The 22,221-nt window shown below is 63.8% G+C and carries 19 protein-coding genes; 17 read left to right on the forward strand and 2 right to left on the reverse strand.

Features of this window, described 5'->3' with window-relative positions:
* The first annotated feature begins 7 nt into the window (after window positions 1-7).
* The 14 genes from uppS to NHH88_15255 all read left to right on the forward strand — a co-directional run bounded on the left by uppS (window position 8) and on the right by NHH88_15255 (window position 16,145).
* Window positions 8-760 carry a polyprenyl diphosphate synthase gene (gene uppS, locus NHH88_15190; protein USX17060.1) on the forward strand — a complete coding sequence of 251 codons (753 nt, stop codon included), beginning with the start codon at window positions 8-10 and terminating at the stop codon, window positions 758-760.
* Window positions 760-1,596 carry a phosphatidate cytidylyltransferase gene (locus NHH88_15195; protein USX17061.1) on the forward strand — a complete coding sequence of 279 codons (837 nt, stop codon included), beginning with the start codon at window positions 760-762 and terminating at the stop codon, window positions 1,594-1,596. Before uppS ends, NHH88_15195 begins: the two co-directional genes overlap by 1 nt.
* Before the next feature lie 11 nt (window positions 1,597-1,607).
* Window positions 1,608-2,789 (forward strand): 1-deoxy-D-xylulose-5-phosphate reductoisomerase, encoded by a 1,182-nt coding sequence (gene ispC, locus NHH88_15200; protein ID USX17062.1) that lies wholly within the window; start codon window positions 1,608-1,610, stop codon window positions 2,787-2,789.
* Window positions 2,786-4,246 carry an RIP metalloprotease RseP gene (rseP, locus tag NHH88_15205; GenBank protein USX17063.1) on the forward strand — a complete coding sequence of 487 codons (1,461 nt, stop codon included), beginning with the start codon at window positions 2,786-2,788 and terminating at the stop codon, window positions 4,244-4,246. Before ispC ends, rseP begins: the two co-directional genes overlap by 4 nt.
* A gap of 34 nt (window positions 4,247-4,280) precedes the next feature.
* Window positions 4,281-6,617, forward strand: coding sequence for an outer membrane protein assembly factor BamA (gene bamA / locus NHH88_15210; GenBank protein ID USX17064.1), 2,337 nt, complete (start codon window positions 4,281-4,283; stop codon window positions 6,615-6,617).
* 62 nt (window positions 6,618-6,679) lie between these two features.
* Entirely contained in the window at window positions 6,680-7,204 is a 525-nt protein-coding gene (locus tag NHH88_15215; protein ID USX17065.1) for an OmpH family outer membrane protein, read from the forward strand.
* Window positions 7,205-7,227: 23 nt separating this feature from the next.
* A complete protein-coding gene (lpxD, locus tag NHH88_15220) occupies window positions 7,228-8,283 on the forward strand; it encodes a UDP-3-O-(3-hydroxymyristoyl)glucosamine N-acyltransferase (GenBank protein ID USX17066.1) in 1,056 nt (351 codons plus the stop codon).
* A 2-nt stretch (window positions 8,284-8,285) separates the two neighbouring features.
* Entirely contained in the window at window positions 8,286-8,795 is a 510-nt protein-coding gene (gene fabZ / locus NHH88_15225; GenBank protein ID USX17067.1) for a 3-hydroxyacyl-ACP dehydratase FabZ, read from the forward strand.
* Window positions 8,796-8,797: 2 nt separating this feature from the next.
* A complete protein-coding gene (gene lpxA, locus NHH88_15230; protein ID USX17068.1) occupies window positions 8,798-9,586 on the forward strand; it encodes an acyl-ACP--UDP-N-acetylglucosamine O-acyltransferase in 789 nt (262 codons plus the stop codon).
* 10 nt (window positions 9,587-9,596) lie between these two features.
* Window positions 9,597-10,757, forward strand: coding sequence for a lipid-A-disaccharide synthase (gene lpxB / locus NHH88_15235; GenBank protein ID USX17069.1), 1,161 nt, complete (start codon window positions 9,597-9,599; stop codon window positions 10,755-10,757).
* A gap of 9 nt (window positions 10,758-10,766) precedes the next feature.
* Window positions 10,767-11,480, forward strand: a complete 714-nt coding sequence (gene rnhB, locus NHH88_15240) for a ribonuclease HII (protein USX17070.1) — start codon at window positions 10,767-10,769, stop codon at window positions 11,478-11,480.
* Window positions 11,477-12,262, forward strand: a complete 786-nt coding sequence (locus tag NHH88_15245; GenBank protein USX17071.1) for an RNA methyltransferase — start codon at window positions 11,477-11,479, stop codon at window positions 12,260-12,262. The genes rnhB and NHH88_15245 overlap by 4 nt, the downstream gene beginning before the upstream one ends.
* Window positions 12,263-12,282: 20 nt before the next feature.
* Window positions 12,283-13,494: an EAL domain-containing response regulator gene (locus tag NHH88_15250; GenBank protein USX17072.1), complete on the forward strand. Its 1,212-nt coding sequence runs from the start codon at window positions 12,283-12,285 to the stop codon at window positions 13,492-13,494.
* Window positions 13,495-13,730: 236 nt separating this feature from the next.
* The gene (locus NHH88_15255; protein ID USX17073.1) at window positions 13,731-16,145 is read left to right on the forward strand and encodes a catalase; all 2,415 of its coding nucleotides are present in this window, start codon (window positions 13,731-13,733) and stop codon (window positions 16,143-16,145) included.
* Window positions 16,146-16,156: 11 nt separating this feature from the next.
* Here NHH88_15255 and NHH88_15260 read toward each other — a convergent pair whose 3' ends face one another.
* Both NHH88_15260 and NHH88_15265 read right to left on the reverse strand, forming a co-directional pair.
* Complete coding sequence (locus NHH88_15260) at window positions 16,157-17,206, reverse strand: endo-1,4-beta-xylanase (protein USX17074.1); 1,050 nt, start codon at window positions 17,204-17,206, stop codon at window positions 16,157-16,159.
* 1 nt (window position 17,207) lies between these two features.
* Window positions 17,208-18,056, reverse strand: a complete 849-nt coding sequence (locus NHH88_15265; GenBank protein USX17075.1) for a kinase/pyrophosphorylase — start codon at window positions 18,054-18,056, stop codon at window positions 17,208-17,210.
* 164 nt (window positions 18,057-18,220) lie between these two features.
* On the opposite strand from NHH88_15265, the gene ppsA reads away from it, so the two are divergent.
* The 3 genes from ppsA to NHH88_15280 all read left to right on the forward strand — a co-directional run bounded on the left by ppsA (window position 18,221) and on the right by NHH88_15280 (window position 22,218).
* Complete coding sequence (ppsA, locus tag NHH88_15270; GenBank protein USX17076.1) at window positions 18,221-20,650, forward strand: phosphoenolpyruvate synthase; 2,430 nt, start codon at window positions 18,221-18,223, stop codon at window positions 20,648-20,650.
* Between the two features lie 162 nt (window positions 20,651-20,812).
* On the forward strand, window positions 20,813-21,244 hold the full coding sequence (locus NHH88_15275) for an NfeD family protein (GenBank protein ID USX17077.1): 432 nt from the start codon (window positions 20,813-20,815) through the stop codon (window positions 21,242-21,244).
* A 23-nt stretch (window positions 21,245-21,267) separates the two neighbouring features.
* The gene (locus NHH88_15280; GenBank protein USX17078.1) at window positions 21,268-22,218 is read left to right on the forward strand and encodes a paraslipin; all 951 of its coding nucleotides are present in this window, start codon (window positions 21,268-21,270) and stop codon (window positions 22,216-22,218) included.
* Window positions 22,219-22,221: the final 3 nt, after the last annotated feature.

The following is a 22,221-nucleotide window of genomic DNA, read 5'->3' on the forward strand; positions in this document are numbered from 1 at the left end:
AGTTTTCATGAAATATACGAGTTCGACTACTGAGGTTCCGGAAGCCCCGAATGTGCCGCGTCACGTGGCGATCATTATGGATGGCAATGGCCGCTGGGCGACCAAACGCTTTCTGCCGCGCGTGGCCGGCCACGTCAAAGGCGTGGAAGCGGTGCGCACCGTGGTCGAGGCGTGCGCCCGCCGCGGCGTCGAATACCTGACCCTGTTCGCCTTCAGCTCCGAAAACTGGCGCCGCCCGGAAGAGGAAGTATCGCTCTTGATGCGCCTGTTCGTCACGGCGCTCGACCGCGAGGTCTCCAAGCTGCACGCCAACAATATCCGCTTGAAAGTCGTCGGCGACCTGAGCCGCTTTGACGCCAAGTTGCAGGGCATGATCGCCAGCGCCGAGCGCAAGACCGCCAACAACACCCGCATGACCGTCACCGTCTGCGCCAACTACGGCGGGCGCTGGGACATCATGCAGGCCGTCGGCAAGATGGTGGCCGCCCACCCTGGTACCGGCAACTTCACCGAGGAGCAGTTGGCGCCGCACCTGGCGATGGCCTACGCGCCCGAGCCGGACCTGTTCATCCGCACCGGCGGCGAGCAGCGCATCTCCAACTTCCTGCTGTGGCAACTGGCCTACACCGAACTGTTCTTCACCGAGACGTACTGGCCCGATTTCACCATCGAGTGCCTCGACGAGGCGATCGCCTCCTACCAGCACCGCGAGCGCCGTTTCGGCCGCACCGGCGCGCAACTGGCGGAAAAGAAAAACTAATGCTGAAAACACGGATTATTACCGCGGTGCTCTTGCTGGCGGTGTTGCTGCCGGTCCTGTTCTTCAATTATTTCCCCGCGTTCGCCGTGGTCGTCACCTTGTTCGTCGGCGCAGCGATGTGGGAGGGCGCCCGCCTGTTCGGCCTGTCGCCGACCGCCGCCAAGGTCACCGGCGTGGTCAGCTGCGGCCTGTTCGTGCTGCTGATGTACAGCGCCAAGCCGGGCGCCGTCACCGCGCTGTACGGCGTGGCCGCGCTGCTGTGGCTGATCCGTTACGCGCCCACGCTGGGCCTGGGCCTGCCGCCGCTCAAGGGCGCGGCCAACTGGTCGATGGCGATCACGTTCAGCTTCGCCATCTTCGCCTGCTTCTTCGCCATCGTCGGCCTGTACCTGAAGTCGCCGTTGTACCTGCTGTCGGTGCTGGCCCTGGTCTGGATCGCCGACATCGGCGCCTATTTCTCCGGCAAAGCCTTCGGTAAGCGCAAGCTGGCGCCGACCATCTCCCCGGGTAAATCGTGGGAGGGCGCCATCGGCGGCGGCATCGCCGTGCTGGCGATCGCCTCGCTGACCATCCTGCTGGCGGGCTCGGCCCCATGGCTGCAGGACACCTTCGCCGTGCGCCTGCAGGCGCGCTTCGGCTGGGCCCTGACGCTGCTGGCGCTGCTGGTCATCGTCGCCGCCTCCGTCATCGGCGACCTGTTCGAATCCCAACTCAAGCGCCGCGCCGCCATCAAGGACAGCAGCAACCTGCTGCCGGGCCACGGAGGCGTGCTCGACCGTGTCGACGCGCTGATCCCCGTGCTGCCGCTGGCCGCGCTGCTGACCGCCTGGCTCTGAAAGACATTCCTATGCAACGCATCACCATCCTTGGCGCCACCGGTTCGATCGGCGTGTCCACGCTGGACGTGCTCGCCCGCCATCCGCAGCGCTATGCCGTCTACGCGCTGTCGGCGCACAGCCGCGTCGACGAACTGGCCGCCCAGTGCGTGCAATTCCGTCCGCTGCGCGCCGTGGTCGGCACGGCTGACGCCGCCGAGCGCCTGGGCGCGCTGCTGCGCGCGGCCGGCGTCACCACCGAAGTCGAGTACGGCGAGGCCGCCCTGTGCGCCATCGCCAGCGCGCCCGAGGTCGACAGCGTCATGGCCGCCATCGTCGGCGCCGCCGGCCTGGCGCCGACCCTGGCCGCCGCCCGCGCCGGCAAGAAGGTCCTGCTGGCCAACAAGGAAGCGCTGGTCATGTCCGGCCAGCTGTTCATCGACGCCGCCGCCGAAGCGGGCGCCGTGCTGCTGCCGATCGACAGCGAACACAACGCGATTTTCCAATGCCTGCCGGCGTCGTACGGCCGCCAGCCCGGCGCCAGCGGCGTCGCCAAGATCCTGCTGACCGCCTCCGGCGGCCCGTTCCTGACGCGCGCCGTCGAGACCTTGGAAGACGTCACGCCGGAACAGGCCTGCAAGCACCCGAACTGGTCGATGGGTCGCAAGATCTCGGTCGACTCGGCCACGATGATGAACAAGGGCCTGGAGGTAATCGAGGCGCACTGGCTGTTCGGCGCCCCGGCCGACCAGATCGATGTCGTCATCCACCCGCAATCGGTGATCCACTCGATGGTGTCCTACGTCGACGGCTCGGTGCTGGCGCAACTGGGCAACCCGGACATGCGCACGCCGATCGCCCACGCGCTGGCCTACCCGGAGCGCATCGATTCCGGCGTCGCCCAGCTCGACCTGACGCAGATCGCCACCTTGCAGTTCGAGCGTCCCGACTTCGCCCGCTTCCCGTGCCTGGCGCTTGCCTTCGACGCCCTGCGCGCCGGCGGCACGGCGCCGGCGCTGCTGAACGCCGCCAACGAGGTCGCGGTGCAAGCCTTCCTCGACCTGAAGATCGGCTTCCGCCAGATCGACCGCGTGATCGCCCACGTGATGGACGCGTTGCCGCACGGCGCCGCCGACAGCATCGAGGCCGTCATGGCGCAGGACGCGCTGGCGCGCGCCGCCGCTGAAACCCATATCGCCGGACTGGCAAAATGAACTTCCTGCAAACCGTCCTGGCGTTCGTCGTCTGCCTCGGCTCCCTGATCGTCTTCCACGAGCTGGGCCACTACCTGGTGGCGCGCTGGTGCGGCGTCAAGGTGCTGCGTTTCTCGGTCGGCATGGGCAAGGTCGTGTGGTCGCGCCGCTTCGGCCCCGACCAGACCGAGTGGGCCGTGTCGGCGCTGCCGCTGGGTGGCTACGTCAAGATGCTGGACGCCCGCGAGGGCGAGCTCAAGGACCTGCCGCCGGAAGACCTGAAGCGCGAGTTCACGCGCCAGAACGTGTGGAAGCGCATCGCCATCGTGGCCGCCGGCCCGCTGGCCAACTTCCTGATCGCGATCGTGCTGTTTGCCGGCCTGTATATGTATGGCGTCGAGGAGCCGGTCAGCAAGGTCAGCGTGCGCGCCAGCGACGTGGTCGCGCTGGCCACCGATTCGTCGGTCGCCGCCGAAAATCCCGACGCCGCCGCCGCCGCCGATGCTGGGCAGGGCAAACCTGCCGCCACCGCGTCCGCCACGCCCGCGTGGCGGGCCGGCCTGCGCAGCGGCGACCAGGTCACCGCCGTCAACGAGCAGCCGGTGGCCGTCTGGTCCGAGCTGCGCTGGAACCTGATGCAGGCTGCCATCGATAAAAAGGAAGCGCGCCTGACGGTCGAACGCCCGGGCGAAGGGCGCAGGCACTTCGTGCTGCCGGCCGACGTGCTCGCCGCGCTCGACCTCGACGGCGACGTGCTGGGCAAACTGGGCCTGGGCGTGGCGCGTCCGGCGCCGGTGGTGCAGCAGGTGCTGCCCGGCGGCCCGGCCGAGCGCGCCGGCCTGCGGGTCGATGATTTGCTGCTGTCGGTCGGCGGCACGCCGGTGGCCGACGGCATCGCCTTCATCGACATCATCCGCGCCTCGGCCGGCAAGACGGTCGACGTTGTGGTGCGGCGCGCCGGCCAGCCGGTCACCCTGGCCATGACGCCCCAGGCCGAGCAGGCAAAAAGCGGCAAAGGAACTGTAACAGTCGGTAAGATCAGCGCTTATGTCGCTTTGCTGCCGGATATGATCGTCGTGCCCTCGTCGCCGCTGGAGGCGGTGGGCAAGGCGATGACCCGCGTCTGGGACACTTGTACGATGACGCTGAAGATGATCGGCAAGATGATCGTCGGCGAGGTCTCGCTCAAGAACGTCACCGGCCCGATCACGATCGCCGACTACGCCGGCCAGACCGCGCGCATGGGCGTGGTCAGTTATTTAAGCTTTATCGCCTTCATCAGCATCAGTTTAGGGGTAATGAATTTGCTACCGATTCCGGTTCTAGATGGGGGGCATTTGCTGTATTATTCGCTGGAAGTTTTAACTGGGCGTCCTGTGCCGGAACGTTTTAATGAGATTGCACAGCGCGTTGGCATAGGTTTGCTGATGACGTTAATGCTGTTGGCGGTATTTAACGACGTCGCCCGGCTCTTATAAAGTAGTTCGTTGATTTAGCCATTGAATAACCCCAATGAAATTATATTCTGACCGTATTACTTCACCTTCTTTACGCCGCAGCCTGATCGGCGCCGCCGTCCTGGCGCTGTGCGCCGGCCGTGCCATGGCGATCGAACCGTTCGTCATCAAGGACATCCGCGTCGAAGGTATTCAGCGTACGGAGGCCGGCACCGTGTTCAGCTACCTGCCGGTGCGGGTGGGCGAGACCTTCAACGACGACAAGAGCGTCACCGCCATCAAGGCGCTGTACGCGACCGGTTTCTTCAAGGACGTCAAGCTCGAAGCCGACGGCCAGGTGCTGGTGGTGCTGGTCGAGGAACGTCCGGCCATCTCCAAGGTGGAGTTCACCGGCACCAAGGAATTCGAGAAGGACACGCTGGTCAAGGCGCTGAAGGACATCGGCGTCGGCGAAACCAAGATTTTCGACAAGGCGTCGGTCGACCGCGCCGAGCAGGAATTGAAGCGCCAATACCTGTCGCACGGCCTGTACGGCGTCAAGATCGTCACCACCGTCACGCCGATCGAGCGTAACCGCGTCAACATCACGTTCGCGGTCGACGAGGGCGACGTCGCCAAGATCAAGCAGATCAATATCGTCGGCAACAAGGTGTTCGACGACAAGGAACTGAAGCAGCAGCTGGCCCTCAACACCGGCGGCTGGTTCAGCTGGTACACCAAGGCCGACCAGTATTCCAAGACCAAGCTGACCGGCGACATCGAGGCGCTCAAGTCCTTCTATCTGGACCGCGGCTACATCGAGATGAACATCGATTCGACGCAGGTATCGATCACGCCGGACAAGAAGGACATCTACATCACGATCAACATCACCGAAGGCGAGAAGTACACCGTCTCCGGCATCAAGTTCGAGGGCGAGACCTTCGGCCGCGAAGAGGAACTGCGCTCGCTGGTCCTGCTGCGCAACGGCGAGACCTATTCGGGCGCGCGCCTGACCGCGACCAACAAGCTCATTTCCGACCGCCTCGGCACCTTCGGCTACGCCTTCGCCAACGTCAACGCCAATCCGGACATCAACCGCGACAAGCGCGAAGTGGCGTTCACCTTCTTCATCGATCCGGGCAAGCGCGCCTACGTGCGCCACATGAACATCGCCGGCAACACCACCTCGCGCGACGAGGTGATACGCCGCGAGTTCCGCCAGTTCGAGTCGTCCTGGTACGACGCCAACAAGATCAAGCTGTCGCGCGACCGCGTCGACCGCCTGGGCTACTTCAAGGACGTCACCGTCGACACGCCGGAGGCGCAGGGCACCTCCGACCAGGTCGACGTCAACCTGACCGTGGTCGAAAAGCCGACCGGTAACTTCCAGATCGGCGGCGCGTTCTCGCAGTCGGAGAAGTTCACCTTCCAGGCGGCGATCCAGCAGGCCAACTTCGCCGGCTCGGGCACCACCGTCGGCATGGAACTGAACACGTCCAAGTACAGCCGCACGATCTCGTTCTCGCAGACCGACCCGTATTACACCGACGACGGCGTTTCGCGCTCGTACGAGATCTATCTGCGCACGCAGAAACCGCCGGCGCTCAACACCGGTTACTACACCATCAAGCAGCAGGGTGGACGCGTGAGCTACGGCGTGCCGTTCTCCGAAGTCGACACCGTGTTCTTCGGCATCGGCCTGGAACGCTCGAACATCGAGACCGACCAGACCTCGCCGACCCGCTTCCAGCAGTACGTGCGCGACATCACCGGTATCCAGAGCGGCATCGGCAGCGCCAAGACCAACGCCGTGCCGCTGACGATGGCGTGGGCGCGCGACAGCCGCGATTCGGCGCTGACGCCGACCGTGGGCCGCTACCAGCGCGCCAACCTGGAACTGGACATCATCGGCCAGCAGAAGTACTACCGCGCGGTCTACGAGCAGCAGTGGTACAAACCGCTGTTCTCGAAGGTGACCCTGGCGCTCAAGGGCGAGATCGACTACGGACGCGGGCTGCGCGACAGCTCCTATCCGGTATTTAAAAACTTCTACGGCGGCGGTATCGGTTCGGTGCGCGGCTACCTGAGCTCCTCGCTGGGCGCGGTCGATCCGCGTTACGGCGACGCGCTGGGCGGCGCCTCGCGCCTGATCGGCAACGCCGAGCTGCAGATGCCGTTCCCCGGTTCCGGCCAGGATCGCAGCCTGCGCTGGTTCGCCTTCCTCGACGGCGGCCAGGTCTACCAGGAAGGCGAGAAGATGCGCCTGCAGCAGCTGCGCTATTCCTCCGGCCTGGGCATCAGCTGGATTTCGCCGGTCGGCCCGCTCAAGTTGAGTTATGCTAAGCCTTTGAACGCCAAGGAAGGCGACCGCCTGGAACGCTTCCAGTTCCAGATGGGTAGCGGCTTCTGATGCCGGCGGATGGCGATTTTAGAGCGTACCCTGCGTACCAATATTTACCTCGGAGAAACAAGTTGAAGACTGCATCCGCTAACCTGACCAAATATCTCGCCGTGCTTGCGCTGGGATGGAGTGCATTGGCGCCGGTGCAGGCCCAGACCTCGGCCTCGCGCATCGCCTGGCTCAGCCCCGAGCGCATCTACAACGAGTCCAAGCTGGCCAAGCTGGCCAGCGAAAAGCTGCAGGAAGAGTTCAAAAGCCGCGAAAAAGCCATGCAGGAGATGGCCGGGCGCCTGAAGACGGCGTCCGACAAGCTGGAGAAGGAAGCGCCGGCGCTGTCCGAGGCCGATCGCGTCAAGCGCCAGCGCGACGTGTTCGAACTCGATAAGGAATACCAGCGCCGCCAGCGCGAGTTCCGCGAGGATCTGAGCCAGCGCACCAACGAGGAGCGCCAGGCCATCTCGGACCGCGCCACCAAGATCATCCGCCAGATGGCCAATGTCGAAGGCTTCGACATCGTGCTGCAGGACGCGGTATGGGCGAGCCCGCGCATCGACATCACCGACAAGGTGCTGGCGGCGCTCGATAAAGACAAATAAATCACACAAGATTGGATATCCCGATGGGCACTCGACTGGGAGATTTGGTCGAACGCTTCGGCGGGCAGTTGATGGGTGACGCGAACCTGGAAGTGACCGGGATCGCGCCATTGACCGACGCCGGCGTTTCGCACATCAGCTTTCTGAGCAACAGCAAACTGCGCGCCCAGGCGTTGCAGACGGCGGCGGCGGCGTTGATCGTCTCGCCCGCCGATGACGAATTCATCGCCGCCGGCTACACCGGCGCGCGCATCGTCACCCCCAACCCGTACGTCTACTTCGCCAAGGCGGCGCAGTATTTCTACTCGCTGACGGCCATCGTGCCGCCGGCGGGCATCCATCCGACCGCCTTCATCGGCGAGGGCGCGCAGATCGCCGCCACGGCCCACATCGGACCGAAAGTGGTGGTGGAACCGGGCGCCGTCATCGGCGAGCACGCCGTCATCGACGCCGGCTGCTACATCGGGCGCGAGGCGGTGATCGGCGAGGGCACGCACTTCTTCGCCAACGTCACCTTCCACGCCTACTGCCAGATCGGCGCGCGCGGCATCATCCACTCGGGCGCCGTCATCGGCACCGACGGCTTCGGTTTCGCCAACGAGAAGGGCGTCTACATCAAGATCCCGCAGACCGGCCGCGTGATGATCGGCGACGACGTCGACATCGGCGCCAACACCACGGTCGACCGCGGCGCGCTGGCCGACACGGTGATCGAGGACGGCGTCAAGCTCGACAACCTGATCCAGATCGCCCACAACTGCCATATCGGCGCGCACACGGCGATGGCCGGCTGCGTCGGCATGGCCGGCAGCACCACCGTCGGCAAGTACTGCACCTTCGGCGGCGCCGCCATGATCAACGGCCATATCACCATCGCCGACCACGTGAATGTCGGTCCGTCGACGATGATCCCGCGCTCGCTGACGGAACCCGGCACCTATATCGGCTACTACCCGATGTCGCGCCCGGCCGAATGGGAAAAGTCGGCCGTCATCGTGCGCAACCTGTCCGCCATGCGCGACAAGGTGCGCGCGCTGGAAAAGACAATTAAAACACTGACGAATCAAGAAGAGAAATAATTATGACCACCACTCCGGAAACCACCGAATCGTCCTGCACCAAGAAGTGCCTGGATATTCACGCGATCAAACAGTACCTGCCGCACCGTTATCCGATGCTGCTGGTCGACCGCGTGCTGGATTGGGAGGCCAACAAGCGCATCACGGCGATCAAGAACGTCACCGTCAACGAGGAGTTCTTCAATGGCCACTTCCCGCACAAGCCGGTCATGCCGGGTGTGCTGATGATCGAGGCGATGGCGCAAACGGCGGCCATCCTGTCGTTCCTGTCGATCGGCGTCAAGCCGGACGAGAACTCGGTGGTTTACTTCGTCGGCATCGACAACGCGCGCTTCAAGCGTCCGGTCGAACCGGGCGACCAGCTGGTGATGAACGTCGAGATCCTGCGCCACGCGCGCGGCATCTGGAAGTACAAGGCCGTGGGCACGGTCGACGGCCAGCTGGCGCTCGAGGCGGAACTGATGTGCACCATCCGCAGCGCCGTCGACGCCAGCCAGCCGATGGGGAAGTAAGCATGTCGAAGATTCACGCCACCGCCATCGTCGATCCCAAAGCGGAACTCGACAGCAGCGTCGAGGTCGGACCGTATTCGGTCATCGGTCCGAACGTGCGCATCGGGTCCGGTACCGTGGTCGGACCGCACGTGGTCATCGAAGGCCACACCAGCATCGGCTGCGACAACAAGTTCTTCCAGTTCTCGTCGATCGGCGCCGCGCCGCAGGACAAGAAGTGGTCGGGCGAGCCGACCCGCCTGGAGATCGGCGACCGCAACACCATCCGCGAATTTTGCACCTTCAACACCGGCACGGTGCAGGACAAGGGCGTCACCACGCTCGGCCACGACAACTGGATCTCGGCCTACGTCCACCTGGCGCACGACTGCCAGGTCGGCAGCAACACGATTTTCTCGAACAACGCGCAGATCGCCGGCCACGTCGAAATCGGCGACTGGGTGATCATGAGCGGCTTCGCCAACGTCCACCAGTTCTGCAAGATCGGCGCCCACGCCTTCGTTGGCATGAGCACCTCGCTGACCCAGGACGTGCCGCCGTTCGTGCTGTTAAACGGTAATCCGGCGCAGGCGCACGGCGTCAATATCGAAGGTCTGAAGCGGCGCGGTTTCACGCGCGAGCAGATCAACGGCATCCGCACCGCCTACAAGCTGATTTACCGCTCCGGACTGACCCTGGAAGAAGCCAAGGCCGCGCTGCTGGCCGAGGAGCAGGCCACGCCTGCCGCCGCCGAGCAGATTCGTTCGATGCGCGAATTCCTCGGCACCGCCAGCCGTGGCATCGTCCGCTGATATCGCTGGTATGACAGCGCCGGAGCGATCGCCATTATCGCTGGCGGTCGTCGCCGGCGAGCCTTCGGGCGACGTGCTGGCCGCGCGCCTGTTATCGGGACTGCGTCCGCATCTGCCGGACGCGCGCTTCCACGGCATCGGCGGCGAGCATATGATCGCGCAGGGCTTCGAATCGCACTACCCGATGGACAAGCTGACGGTGCGCGGCCTGCTGGCCGTGATCCCGCGCTATCCCGAAATCAAACGCATCCAGAACGAATTGCGCGACCGCCTGCTGGCCGAGCGGCCGGCCGCCTTCATCGGCGCCGACTATCCGGGCTTTAACCTGGGCCTGGAGATGCAGCTCAAGGACGCGGGGATTCCGACCATCCACTACATCGGGCCGCAGATCTGGGCGTGGCGCGGTGGGCGCATCAAGAAAATCATCAAGGCGGTGTCGCACATGCTGGTGGTTTTCCCCTTCGAGGAGGAGATCTACCGCAAGGCCGGTGTGCCGGTCAGCTATGTCGGCCATCCGCTGGCTGAGCTGATACCGATGGCGCCGGACGAAGCGGCGGCGCGCCGCGTCCTGGGCCTGCCGGAGGACGCCAACGTGGTGACCATCATGCCAGGCAGCCGCATGTCCGAATTGAAGTACAACACGGCGGCCTTCATCGGCGCCGCCAAACTGCTCAAGGAGCGCGACCGCTCGCTGCGCTTCGTCGCGCCGATGGCGGGCGAGCGCCAGCGCCAGTACTTCCTCGAACTGGTGGCGCAGGCCGGCCTGCAGGACGTCGAAGTCCAGCTGCTCGACGGCCAGTCGCACACCGCCATCGCGGCGGCCGACGCCGTGCTGGTCGCGTCGGGAACGGCGTCGCTGGAGGTGGCGCTGTTCAAGAAGCCGATGGTCATCGCGTACAAGATGATGGCGGCCGAATACCAGATCCTGCGCCACTTCGGCTACCAGCCGTGGATCGGATTGCCGAACATCCTGGCGCGCGAATTCCTGGTGCCGGAAATGGTGCAGCACGAGGCCAGCCCGCAGGGACTGGCGGACGCCATGTGGAAGCAACTGAGCGACGTGCCGCATCGCCTCAAGCTGGTGCAGCGCTTCAGCGACATGCATCACAGCCTGCTGCGCAATAGCGCGGTGGAGAGCGCGGCGGCCGTGCTCAAGGTCATTTCAAGATAGAGAATCAACGTGAAAAATCAACATCCCGGTCTGTTCGACGACCTGCCCGATTCGTCCGACGAGATCATTTGCGGCGTCGATGAAGCCGGCCGTGGCCCGCTGGCCGGGCCGGTGTTCGCCGCCGCCGTCATCCTGGACGTGTCGCGGCCGATCGCCGGCCTGCGCGACTCGAAAAAGCTGACCGAAGCCAAACGCGATTTGCTCGCGCCTCTGATCAAGGCGCAGGCGCTGGCCTGGGCCATCGCCGAAGCGTCGGAAGAGGAAATCGACAAGCTCAATATCCTGCAGGCGTCGATGCTGGCGATGCGGCGCGCGGTGGAGGCGCTGAAGACGGTGCCGACCTTGGCCCTGATCGACGGCAACCGCTGCCCGGTCATGAAAATCCAGAGCATCGCCGTCATCGGCGGCGACGACAAGGTCGACGCCATTTCGGCGGCGTCGATCCTGGCCAAGACCGCCCGCGACGCCGCGCTGGTGGCGCTGCATGCGCAGTATCCGCATTACTGCTTCGACCAGCACAAGGGCTACGGCACGGCGCTGCATATGGAGCGCCTGCGCGAGCACGGCGCCTCGCCGGTGCACCGCCGCTCGTTCGCGCCGGTGCGCGAGGTGCTGGAGCTGCACGCGATGCGCAACGGCGTCTTCGTCGAGACCGTGAAAGTGACGCAAACGGTGCAAACCGCGTACACCATGGACTTGCTGCCCGCCGGAGGGTTCGCATGAAGACCATCACCTCGCGCGACAACGCGCAATACAAGGAACTGGTCAAGCTGGCCGGCAGTTCGCAGGCGCGCCGCAAGTCCGGCCGCACCTTGCTGGACGGCGTGCATCTGTGCCAGGCCTATTTGCAACTGCGCGGCCTGCCGGAGCAGTGCATCGTCAGCGAGACCGCGCTGCACAACCCCGAAGTGATGGATATCGTCGGCCAGCTGGAGGCGAAGCACGCGCACGTGCTGGCGCTGCCCGATGCGCTGTACAACGCCGTCAGCCAGGTCGAACACGGCGTCGGCGTGATGTTTTCGGTGCCGACGCCGGAGCGCGCTGTCACCGAGCCGCTGGCCGTGTCGGCGGTGCTGCTCGATAATGTGCAGGACCCCGGCAACGTCGGTTCCATCCTGCGCAGCGCGGCGGCGGCTGGCATCAAGCAAGTCTATTGCAGCGCCGGCACCGCGTTCTGCTGGTCGCCCAAAGTGTTGCGGGCGGCGATGGGCGCGCACTTCGTGCTCGATATTTTCGAGAATGTCGACCTGGCCGCGCTGGTGTCGTCGTCCAAGGTGACGTCGCTGGCCACCAGCGGCTACGCCACGCAGCGGCTGTACGACGTCGATCTGCGGCAGCCGGTCGCGTGGCTGTTCGGCCACGAAGGGCAGGGCGTGGCGGACGATCTGCTATCGATGGCGACCCACCAGGTGGTGATCCCGCATCTGGGGCAAGTGGAGTCGCTGAACGTCGCCGCATGCGCGGCAGTATGCTTTTTCGAACAAGTCAGGCAGAATCAACTGTAGAACGTTTGATCGGAGCCGTCATGGATATCGCGCAGTTGCACTCGCAGTTGCACTTTCTGGTAGCGGAAGGGGATCAGGTACAACGACACGCGCTGGCCGATATCCTGGTCCATCTGGGCGTGGGCCGGATCACGCAAGCGCCCGACGGCTACACCGCGCTGCGCCACTTCAGCGCCGGCATCACGCCGCCGGTGGACATCGCCATCCTCGACCTGGCCCTGCCAGGCATGGACGCATTGGAACTGATACGCCGGCTGGGTGAAGCGAAAAGCAGCGCTGGCATCATCATCGTCGGCGCCCAGACCAACGCGGTGCTGTTCTCGTGCGAGACGATGGCCGACGCCTACGGCGTCAACGTGCTGGGCGCGGTCGGCAAGCCGGTCATCGGCAGCCGCCTCGAAGCGCTGGTCGCCAATCATCTGCAGCGGCCGGAGCCCCATGCCGCCACCGGCAAGGTGCAGCCGATGTCGTTCGCCGAAGTGGGCGCCGGATTGCAGGCGCGCGAATTCGACCCCCACTTCCAGCCCAAGATAGAACTGGAGACGGGGCAAGTCAAGGGGCTGGAGATGTTCGCGCGCTGGCGCCATCCGCTGCATGGTCTATTGGGGCCGGCATCGTTCATGCCGGTGCTGGAGCAAAACCGCCGCATCGACTTCCTCGACTGGAGCATGATCGAAAAGTCGGTCGCCGCCTGCCGCACCCTGCACGACCAGGGCATCCCGATCTCGTTCTCGATCAACGTCGACCAAAGCACGTTGGCGCACCCGCAGTTCATGGAGCAGATCGCGGCCTGCCTGGCGCGGCACAGCATCCTGCCGGACTACATCACCTTCGAGATGACCGAATCGTCGGTGCTCACGACCGACCCGCATTTCCTCGAGCGGCTGCTGCGGCTGCGGATGAAGGGCTTCGGCCTCGCCATCGACGACTACGGCACGGGGCGCAGCAATTTGCAACTGCTGGCGCGCATACCATTTTCGGAATTGAAGATCGACCGCAGCTTCGTCGACGGCGCCTCCAAGAAGCAAGCCATCGGCACGGTGCTGCGCTCCTGCCTCGGCCTCGCGCGCAGCCTGGACCGCCGCTCGGTGGCGGTCGGCGTCGAAACCAAGCAGGACTGGGACTTCCTGCAAGGGTTGGGCTGCACCTACGCGCAGGGCTACTACATCGCCAAGCCGATGCCAGTGGAAGAATTCCCCGCCTGGCTCGCCGACTGGCAGCATTTCTTTTAAATAGCTAAGGCCACGTTGGCTCGCATACATCTAAAACACGTAGGGCGGATTAGCGTAGCGTAATCCGCCAAGCTCCGTCGGCGGCGCATGCATGGCGGATTACGCCTTCGGCTAATCCGCCCTACGTGTCTCCCGGGTATGCCCGCGTCCCCGCCTCCGGGTTTGCGCCTTATCAAACTCGGTTGGCCTTAACAAAGCAAACTCGACCTCAGCTTTCATTTTCTATGAGGTCAGACATGGCTAAACGTAAAAACAATGGCGGCGGGGTCGATGGCGCTGGCTCCGTTTTGAGCACCATCGCGGGGCCGTCCGAGCCGCCGTACCCGACCCGCCTCGGGTCGCCGAATCAGATCGCCGAACAGCTGCTGACGAAAGTCGTCACCGACCAGGCCCTGGCCGCCCAAATGCCGTTCAATCCGACCAAGCCGCTTGAGTATGGCGAGGCTGCCTACACGCCGCACGAGGGCGATACCGAGACGCCGGCCAGCAATTGGGCCACCGCCAGCACGAGCACCGAGAGCGTCGCTTCGCCCAAGGTCGGTGACGGACAGCCCGATATCGGCGAAAATTCCCTCGATGGTCCACTGGACCGCGTACGGGTCGACGATAGCGGCCGCGAGCTGACCACCAATCAGGCGGTGCCCGTCGCAGACAACCAGCATAGCCTCAAGATCGGCCTGCGTGGCCCGACCGCGATGGAGGATTTCATCCTGCGCGAGAAGATCACCCACTTCGATCATGAGCGCATTCCCGAGCGCGTGGTCCACGCACGCGGCTCGGCCGCACACGGCTACTTTGAAAGTTACAACGACCTTTGTGCCATCACGCGCGCCGCGCCGTTCAGCGCCGCCGGCAAACGCACGCCGGTGTTCGTGCGCTTCTCCACCGTGGCCGGCGAACGAGGGTCGGCCGATACCGTGCGCGATGTGCGCGGCTTCGCTACCAAGTTCTATACCGATGAAGGCAACTGGGATCTGGTGGCCAACAACATCCCCGTGTTCTTCATCCAGGATGCGATGAAGTTTCCCGATCTGGTCCACTCGGTCAAGCCGGAGCCGCACCACGCGATGCCGCAGGCCTCGAGCGCGCACGACACCTTCTGGGATTTCGCTTCGCTCAGTCCCGAGATTTTCCACATGCTGATGTGGCATACGTCCGACCGCGCCATCCCGCGCAGCTACCGCATGATGCAGGGCTTCGGCGTGCACACCTTCCGGCTGGTGAATGCGAAGGGCGAGTCGGTGTTCTGCAAATTCCATTGGACGCCCAAGGCCGGCACCCATTCGCTGGTGTGGGACGAGGCGGTCCGGCTGGCCGGCGCCGATCCTGATTACCACCGCCGCGACCTGTGGGAGGCGATCGACAGCGGCCAGTTCCCCGAGTGGGAGCTGGGCCTGCAGTTGTTCAGCGAGGAGCAGGCCGCCCAGTTCCCGTTCGATATCCTCGATCCGACCAAGATCGTACCCGAGGAGATGGTGCGCCTGCGCCCGGTGGGCAGGCTGGTACTGGACCGCAATCCGGATAACTTCTTCGCCGAGACCGAGCAGGTGGCGTTTTGCGCCGCGCATGTGGTGCCAGGCATCGACTTCACCGACGACCCCTTGCTGCAAGGACGGCTGCATTCGTATATCGACACGCAGATCTCGCGCTTGGGCGGCCCGAACTTCCACGAGATCCCCATCAACACCCCGCTGGCGCAGATTCATAACAACCAGCGCGAGGGTTTTCATCGGCAGTCGATCAATCGCGGCCGCGTCAACTACGAGCCGAATTCGCTGGCCGGCGGCTATCCGTTCCAGGCCGGCGCGGGCGGGTTTGTCAGCTTCCCGGAGCCGCTCCAGGCGACCAAGGTGCGCGGCAAGCCGGAGCTGTTCGCCGACCATTATTCGCAGGCGCGCCTGTTCTGGATCAGCCAGACGCCGATCGAGCAGGCGCACATCATCGGCGCCTTCCGTTTCGAATTGACGCGGGTGCAGACCCCGGCCGTGCGCCGGCGCGTGGTGGCGGGGCTGATCAATATCGACGAGCGGCTGGCGGCCATGGTGGCAGCGGGTTTAGGAATGGAGGTGCCGCCGCCGCTGCCGCCGGCGACGGATCGACCGATGTACCAGTATCCGCCGTCGTCGGCTTTATCGCTGTTCAGCCGCCCCGGGAATATCGGTGTGGCCACACGGCGGGTCGCGCTGCTGGTGGCGCCGGGCGTCGATGGGCGGCAGACGCGCAAGCTGTATGCGGCGCTGCTGGATGCCGGCGCAGTGCCCCGATTGGTCGGCCAGCGGGTGGGGAAGGTGGCCGCCGACGACGATGCGCCGATGGATATCGAGATCAGTTTCGAGGCCGGGCCGTCAGTGTTGTTCGATGGGGCGATCGTGCCTGATTGCGCGGATGGGGAGGGCAAGCTGAGTCGGGATGCGTTGGCGATCGAGTTCCTGAAGCTGCAGTATCGGCATAACAAGCCGCTGCTGGCGTTGGGCTCGGGCGCGGTGTTGCTGCGGGCGGCGGGGATTCCCTCCAAGCTGCCGAACGGCGAGCCCGATCCGGGCGTGATCGTGGCGCAGGAGGGGGAGGTGGGGCCGGCGTTGGCGCGCTTCGAGACGGCGTTGGCGCAGCATCGGATTTATGCAAGGGAGACCGACCCGCCTCGGGTTTGAGTTTTCCTTGTTTATTTTGCCGCGTTCAACATGCCGGTGTATGCGGGTTTAGGCTTTTGCTGGCGGTCGAACAGCAGCGGCGAGTCGTGACGTCCTTCATACTCGCCGTGATTGAGCCAGGTGTGGCTGTCGGAGATGCCCCACAGCGTGACCGCGCGCAGTTCGGGGTGGGCCAGGAAGACCTTCATCAGCGCCGCATAGCGCTCGCCCTGCAGCTGCAGCAGCTTCTCCTCGGTATCCGACAGCGACTTGGCCTGATAGCGATACAGGCTGATGTCGAGCTCCGTGACCTGGTTCTCCAGGCCCAGGCGCGCAAAGGTACTCAGCGATTCATCGATCGATTCCACCGATGGGCTAAACACCGAGACATGCATCTGGTGCCCGACCCCGTGCACCGGTACGCCGCGCGCGATCAAGCCCTTGACGATCCGCTCCAGGCACTGGCGCTTGGCCGGTTCCTCGGTCGAATAGTCGTTGATATACAGCCGCGCCTTGGGATCGGCGGCGTGGGCGTAGCGGAAGGCCTGCTCGATATACGCGTCGCCGGTCGCGGCGAACCATTTATCCTTGCGCAGGCAGTTGGGCTGCTTCTCGTCGATGACTTCATTGACCACGTCCCAGGCATACACCGCGCCTTTGTAGCGGCCGACGACCGTTTCGATATGCGACTTCAAACGCGCCAGCACCAGATCGCGCGACGCCGGTTTGCCATCCCTGTCGGTCCACATCCACTCCGGCGTACGCAGATGCCACAGCAAGGTGTGGCCGCGCATGGCCATGCCGCTTCCTTGCGCGTAGGCCACCAGCTTGTCGGCGGGCGCGAAATTGTACGCGCCTTCCTTGGGCTGGATATCGGTCGGCTTCATGACGTTTTCGGCGACGATGCTGTTGAAGTGCGCCGCCAGCAGCGGCGCTTCGGCCGACGTCAATTGCGACGGTTCGATCGCGGCGCCGATTTTTAACCGGCCCTCGTAGGCCTTCGCCAAAGAGGGCGTCTCCTGCGCCGCCCCGTTCAAAACAAAGGTACCCAACAGCATGGTCAACGCGGCGCGCCGGATCATGTCAGTACTCCCGACGGTTAGGTTTGATCTCTTGCAGGATCGTGGTCGAAATCTCCTCGATCGACTTGGTCGTCGACGACAGCCAGCGGATGCCTTCGCGCTTCATCATCATTTCCGCCTCGTTGACCTCATAGCGGCAGTTCTCGATGGACGCGTACTTGCTGCCGGCGCGGCGCTCGTTGCGGATCTCGGCCAGGCGCTCCGGCGTGATCGTCAGCCCGAAAATCTTCGGTTTGAAGTCGTACAGCGACGACGGCAGCTTGCCGCGCTCGAAATCGTCCGGAATCAGCGGATAGTTGGCAGCCTTGATCCCGTACTGCATCGCCAGATACAGGCTGGTTGGCGTTTTGCCGGAGCGCGAAACGCCGACCAGGATCACGTCGGCCGACGCCAGGTTCTTGTGCGACTGGCCGTCGTCGTGCGCCAGCGAGAAGTTGATCGCCTCGATGCGGTTTTTGTATTCTTCGCTGTCCACAATGTTGTGTGAGCGGCCAATGGTGTGTGTCGATTTGACATTCAATTCTTGTTCCAGCGGGGCAACAAAGGTCTGGAACAAGTCCATATACATGCCTTTGCAGGCCCGGATCACGTCCGACAATTGGGTCTGCACCAGGGTCGAAAAGATGATCGGACGTTGACCGTCGGTTGCAAAAGCTTCGTTGATCTTGCGCGCCGCGTCGTGCGCCTTGTCCAGGGTATCGATGAAAGGCAGGCGCACCTGGCGGAAGCGCAACTCGAACTGGGTCAGGACCGAGTGACCAAAAGTTTCAGCCGTGATGCCGGTGCCGTCCGAGACGAAGAACACGGTGCGGGCGGACGACGGCAGGGGAGGACGTTGTTCTTGTGTCATGTGATGTAAGCCTGTCAGGATTGTGAATCGTCAATTTGAGCCGCAGGCTGTAGAATGGACGCCATAGGTAAGATTGTGCTGCACGACGACCAGAATAACAAGAATGAAACAAGCTATCGCGTGTGCGCACCGCCGGAAGATTTCTATCATCAAAAGGTGTCAATATGTCTAACGCAGCATTGAAGGAGCAAAATAACGAAGCGGTTTACGTCGCATCGTTCGAAAATTTGCGCATGACGGATGTCGAATCCGTCGGCGGCAAAAACGCCTCGCTGGGCGAAATGATCAGCCAACTGGCGGAAGCCGGTGTGCGTGTTCCGGGCGGCTTCGCCACCACGGCGCAGGCATTCCGCGACTTCCTGTCGCACAGCGTCGACGGCGGCAAGCCGCTGGCCGAACGCATCGCCGACCGCCTCGCCGATTTGAACATCGACGACGTGCGCTCGCTGGCGCAAGCGGGCGCCGAGATCCGTCAATGGATCGTCGAAACCCCGTTCCAGCCACGCCTGCAGCAGGAAATCGAGACCTTCTACGACAAACTGGTGGCCGATTCGAGCACCGAGATGTCGTTCGCCGTGCGTTCGTCGGCCACCGCCGAGGATTTGCCGGACGCCTCGTTCGCCGGCCAGCAGGAGACCTTCCTCAACGTCGTCGGCATCGAAAACGTGCTGGACGCGATGAAGCACGTCTTCGCCTCGCTGTACAACGACCGCGCGATCTCGTACCGCGTCCACAAAGGCTTCACCCACGCCGAAGTCGCCCTGTCGGCCGGCGTGCAGCGCATGGTCCGTTCCGACCTGGGCGCGGCCGGCGTGATGTTCACCATCGACACCGAGTCGGGCTTCAAGGACGTGGTCTTCGTCACCTCCAGCTATGGCCTGGGCGAGACGGTGGTGCAGGGCGCCGTCAATCCGGACGAATTCTACGTCCACAAGCCGATGCTGGAAAAAGGCAAATCGCCCGTCATCCGCCGCAACATCGGCTCCAAGCTGCTGAAGATGGAGTTCACCAACGAAGCCAAGGCTGGCCGCTCGGTCAAGACCGTCGACGTTCCTGTCGAAATGCGCAACCGCTATTCGCTGAACGATACCGAAGTGGTGGAACTGGCCAAGTACGCCGTCATCATCGAAAACCACTACGGCCGTCCGATGGACATCGAGTGGGGCAAGGATGGCCGGGACGGCAAACTGTACATCCTGCAGGCGCGTCCTGAAACCGTCAAATCGCAGCAGAAGGCGACCGACGTGCAGCAGCGCTTCAAACTGAAATCGAGCGGCACGGTGCTGACCTCCGGCCGCGCGATCGGCCAGAAGATCGGCGCCGGTCCGGTGCGCGTCATCCACGACCCGGCCGACATGGAACGCGTACAGCCCGGCGACGTGCTGGTCGCCGACATGACCGATCCTAACTGGGAACCGGTCATGAAGCGCGCCTCGGCGATCGTCACCAACCGTGGCGGCCGTACCTGCCACGCGGCGATCATCGCCCGCGAACTGGGCGTGCCTGCGGTCGTCGGTTGCGGCGACGCCACCGAGATCCTGAAGGACGGTACCTTCGTCACCGTGTCCTGCGCCGAAGGCGACGAGGGCAAGATCTACGACGGCCTGCTGGAAACGGAAGTATCGGAAGTGGCGCGCGGCGAGTTGCCGAAACTGCCGACCAAGATCATGCTCAACGTCGGCAATCCGCAGCTGGCGTTCGACTTCCAGTCGGTGCCGAACGCCGGTGTCGGTTTGGCGCGTCTGGAATTCATCATCAACAACAACATCGGCGTTCACCCGAAAGCGATTCTGGAATACCCGAACATCGATGCGGACCTGAAAAAAGCGGTGGAGTCGGTCGCGCGCGGCCACGCCTCGCCGAAAGCCTTCTACGTCGACAAGCTGGCCGAGGGTATCGCCACCATCGCCGCCGCCTTCTGGCCAAAACCGGTGATCGTGCGCCTGTCCGACTTCAAGTCGAACGAGTACAAAAAACTGATCGGTGGTTCGCGCTACGAGCCGGACGAGGAAAACCCGATGCTGGGCTTCCGCGGCGCGGCGCGTTACCTGGCCGAGGACTTCGCAGGCGCGTTCGAAATGGAATGCCAGGCGATGAAGCGCGTGCGTAACGACATGGGCCTGACCAACGTCGAGATCATGGTGCCGTTCGTGCGTACCCTGGGCCAGGCCGAGAAGGTCGTCAACCTGCTGGCCAAAAACGGCCTGGTGCGCGGCGAAAACGAACTGCGCCTGATCATGATGTGCGAAGTGCCGTCGAACGCGATCCTTGCCGACCAGTTCCTGGAGCACTTCGACGGCTTCTCGATCGGTTCCAACGATTTGACCCAGCTGACCCTGGGCCTGGACCGCGACTCCGGCATGGCGCTGTTGGCCGCCGACTTCGACGAGCGCGATCCGGCCGTCAAGGCGCTGCTGTCGCTGGCGATCAAGGCTTGCCGCGCGCAGGGCAAGTACATCGGCATTTGCGGCCAGGGCCCTTCCGACCATCCGGACTTCGCGGTCTGGCTGATGGAGCAGGGCATCGAGTCGATGTCGCTCAATCCGGATTCGGTGATCGACACGTGGCAGAAGCTGGCCGCGCTGCAGAAGTAAGAATAAAGTTTGACGCAGGATAAAAATGGTATAGACTGGAGTTGTCGAATTTAGTTGCAAAAAACTCTATCAATACATTCTGTCCTGCTGCAAGAACCCTCGTGTCCCACTCCGGGAAGCGGGGGTTTTTGCATTTTTCAACCGTCGTAAGGGGAGGTCATCATGGCTGACTGGAGTTATTGGCTCGTCGCCGCCGGCGCGGCCGTCATCGTGGAGCTGTTCATCGGCACGTTCTATCTGCTGATGATCGCGATCGGCCCTGCCGCCGGCGCGCTGGCGGCGCTGCTGGGCTTTGGACTGGCGGCGCAAACGCTGGTGGCGGCGCTGGTGGGCGTGGGCGCCACCGTCGCGCTGCGCCGCAGCCGCTTCGGCAAAACCGGAAGCCAGGTGCAGGCCGAACGCGATCCCAACATCAATATGGACATCGGCCAGAAGGTCAATGTGCCGGCATGGCAGGATGGTGCGGCGCGCGTGATGTATCGCGGCGCGCTGTGGGATGTGGAGCTGGACCGCAGCGCGTCGCCCGGCGCCCCCGCGCCCGGCCAGTACACCATACGCGAAGTGCGCGGCAGCCGCCTGATCGTGGCCGGCTAAGATTAATTTACTGGAGAGTTTAGATGGATATCAGTTTTGGTAACGTAAGCCTGGTCCTGTTTGTCCTGGCGTTGGTGTTTGTGTTCAAGACCATCAACGTGGTGCCGCAGCAGCACGCCTGGGTGGTCGAGCGGCTTGGTAAATACCATGCGACCCTGGGGCCGGGCCTCAACATCGTGATCCCGTTCGTCGACCGCATCGCCTACAAGCACGTGCTCAAGGAGATTCCGCTGGACGTGCCGCCGCAGGTCTGTATCACCAAGGACAACACGCAGTTGCAGGTGGACGGCATCCTGTACTTCCAGATCACCGACGCCATGCGCGCCTCGTACGGTTCGTCGAACTACATCGCCGCCATCACGCAGCTGGCGCAGACCACCTTGCGCTCGGTGATCGGACGCATGGAGCTGGACAAGACCTTCGAGGAACGTGACCACATCAACACCACCGTGGTCAACGCCATCGACGAATCGGCCGCCAACTGGGGCGTGAAGGTGCTGCGCTACGAGATCAAGGACCTGACGCCGCCGAAGGAGATCCTGCACGCGATGCAGGCGCAGATCACCGCCGAGCGTGAAAAGCGCGCGTTGATCGCCGCCTCCGAAGGCCGCAAGCAGGAACAGATCAACATCGCCAACGGCGAACGCGAGGCGCAGATCGCCCGCTCGGAAGGCGACAAGCAGGCCGCCATCAACCGCGCCGAAGGCCAGGCCGCCGCCATTGTGGCGCTGGCGGAAGCCAACGCCTCGGCGCTGCGTCAGGTCGGCGCCGCGATCCGCGAGCCCGGTGGCGAGGACGCGGTCAACCTGAAGGTGGCGGAGCAGTACGTCGGCGCCTTCAGCCAGCTTGCCAAAACCAATAATTCGATTATCATTCCGGCCAACCTGGGTGAGATGAGCGGCTTGATCGCGACCGCGATGCAAGTGGTGAAGACGCAGAAGGACGCGTCGCTGATCAAACCCGCCAAAGCATAAGGA

It is taken from the genome of Oxalobacteraceae bacterium OTU3CAMAD1 (genome assembly GCA_024123915.1).
GTDB lineage: Bacteria > Pseudomonadota > Gammaproteobacteria > Burkholderiales > Burkholderiaceae_D > Rugamonas.

What these genes read in the sequence shown, in the direction of transcription:
- NHH88_15250 (USX17072.1), top strand. Translation starts at nt 12,283, where the DNA reads ATGGATATCGCGCAGTTGCACTCGCAGTTGCACTTTCTGGTAGCGGAA.
- lpxA (USX17068.1), top strand. Translation starts at nt 8,798, where the DNA reads ATGTCGAAGATTCACGCCACCGCCATCGTCGATCCCAAAGCGGAACTC.
- NHH88_15255 (USX17073.1), top strand. Translation starts at nt 13,731, where the DNA reads ATGGCTAAACGTAAAAACAATGGCGGCGGGGTCGATGGCGCTGGCTCC.
- NHH88_15275 (USX17077.1), top strand. Translation starts at nt 20,813, where the DNA reads ATGGCTGACTGGAGTTATTGGCTCGTCGCCGCCGGCGCGGCCGTCATC.
- NHH88_15260 (USX17074.1), bottom strand. Translation starts at nt 17,206, where the DNA reads ATGATCCGGCGCGCCGCGTTGACCATGCTGTTGGGTACCTTTGTTTTG.
- NHH88_15265 (USX17075.1), bottom strand. Translation starts at nt 18,056, where the DNA reads ATGACACAAGAACAACGTCCTCCCCTGCCGTCGTCCGCCCGCACCGTG.
- ispC (USX17062.1), top strand. Translation starts at nt 1,608, where the DNA reads ATGCAACGCATCACCATCCTTGGCGCCACCGGTTCGATCGGCGTGTCC.
- bamA (USX17064.1), top strand. Translation starts at nt 4,281, where the DNA reads ATGAAATTATATTCTGACCGTATTACTTCACCTTCTTTACGCCGCAGC.
- uppS (USX17060.1), top strand. Translation starts at nt 8, where the DNA reads ATGAAATATACGAGTTCGACTACTGAGGTTCCGGAAGCCCCGAATGTG.
- NHH88_15195 (USX17061.1), top strand. Translation starts at nt 760, where the DNA reads ATGCTGAAAACACGGATTATTACCGCGGTGCTCTTGCTGGCGGTGTTG.
- NHH88_15245 (USX17071.1), top strand. Translation starts at nt 11,477, where the DNA reads ATGAAGACCATCACCTCGCGCGACAACGCGCAATACAAGGAACTGGTC.
- fabZ (USX17067.1), top strand. Translation starts at nt 8,286, where the DNA reads ATGACCACCACTCCGGAAACCACCGAATCGTCCTGCACCAAGAAGTGC.
- lpxB (USX17069.1), top strand. Translation starts at nt 9,597, where the DNA reads ATGACAGCGCCGGAGCGATCGCCATTATCGCTGGCGGTCGTCGCCGGC.
- NHH88_15280 (USX17078.1), top strand. Translation starts at nt 21,268, where the DNA reads ATGGATATCAGTTTTGGTAACGTAAGCCTGGTCCTGTTTGTCCTGGCG.
- rseP (USX17063.1), top strand. Translation starts at nt 2,786, where the DNA reads ATGAACTTCCTGCAAACCGTCCTGGCGTTCGTCGTCTGCCTCGGCTCC.
- lpxD (USX17066.1), top strand. Translation starts at nt 7,228, where the DNA reads ATGGGCACTCGACTGGGAGATTTGGTCGAACGCTTCGGCGGGCAGTTG.
- ppsA (USX17076.1), top strand. Translation starts at nt 18,221, where the DNA reads ATGTCTAACGCAGCATTGAAGGAGCAAAATAACGAAGCGGTTTACGTC.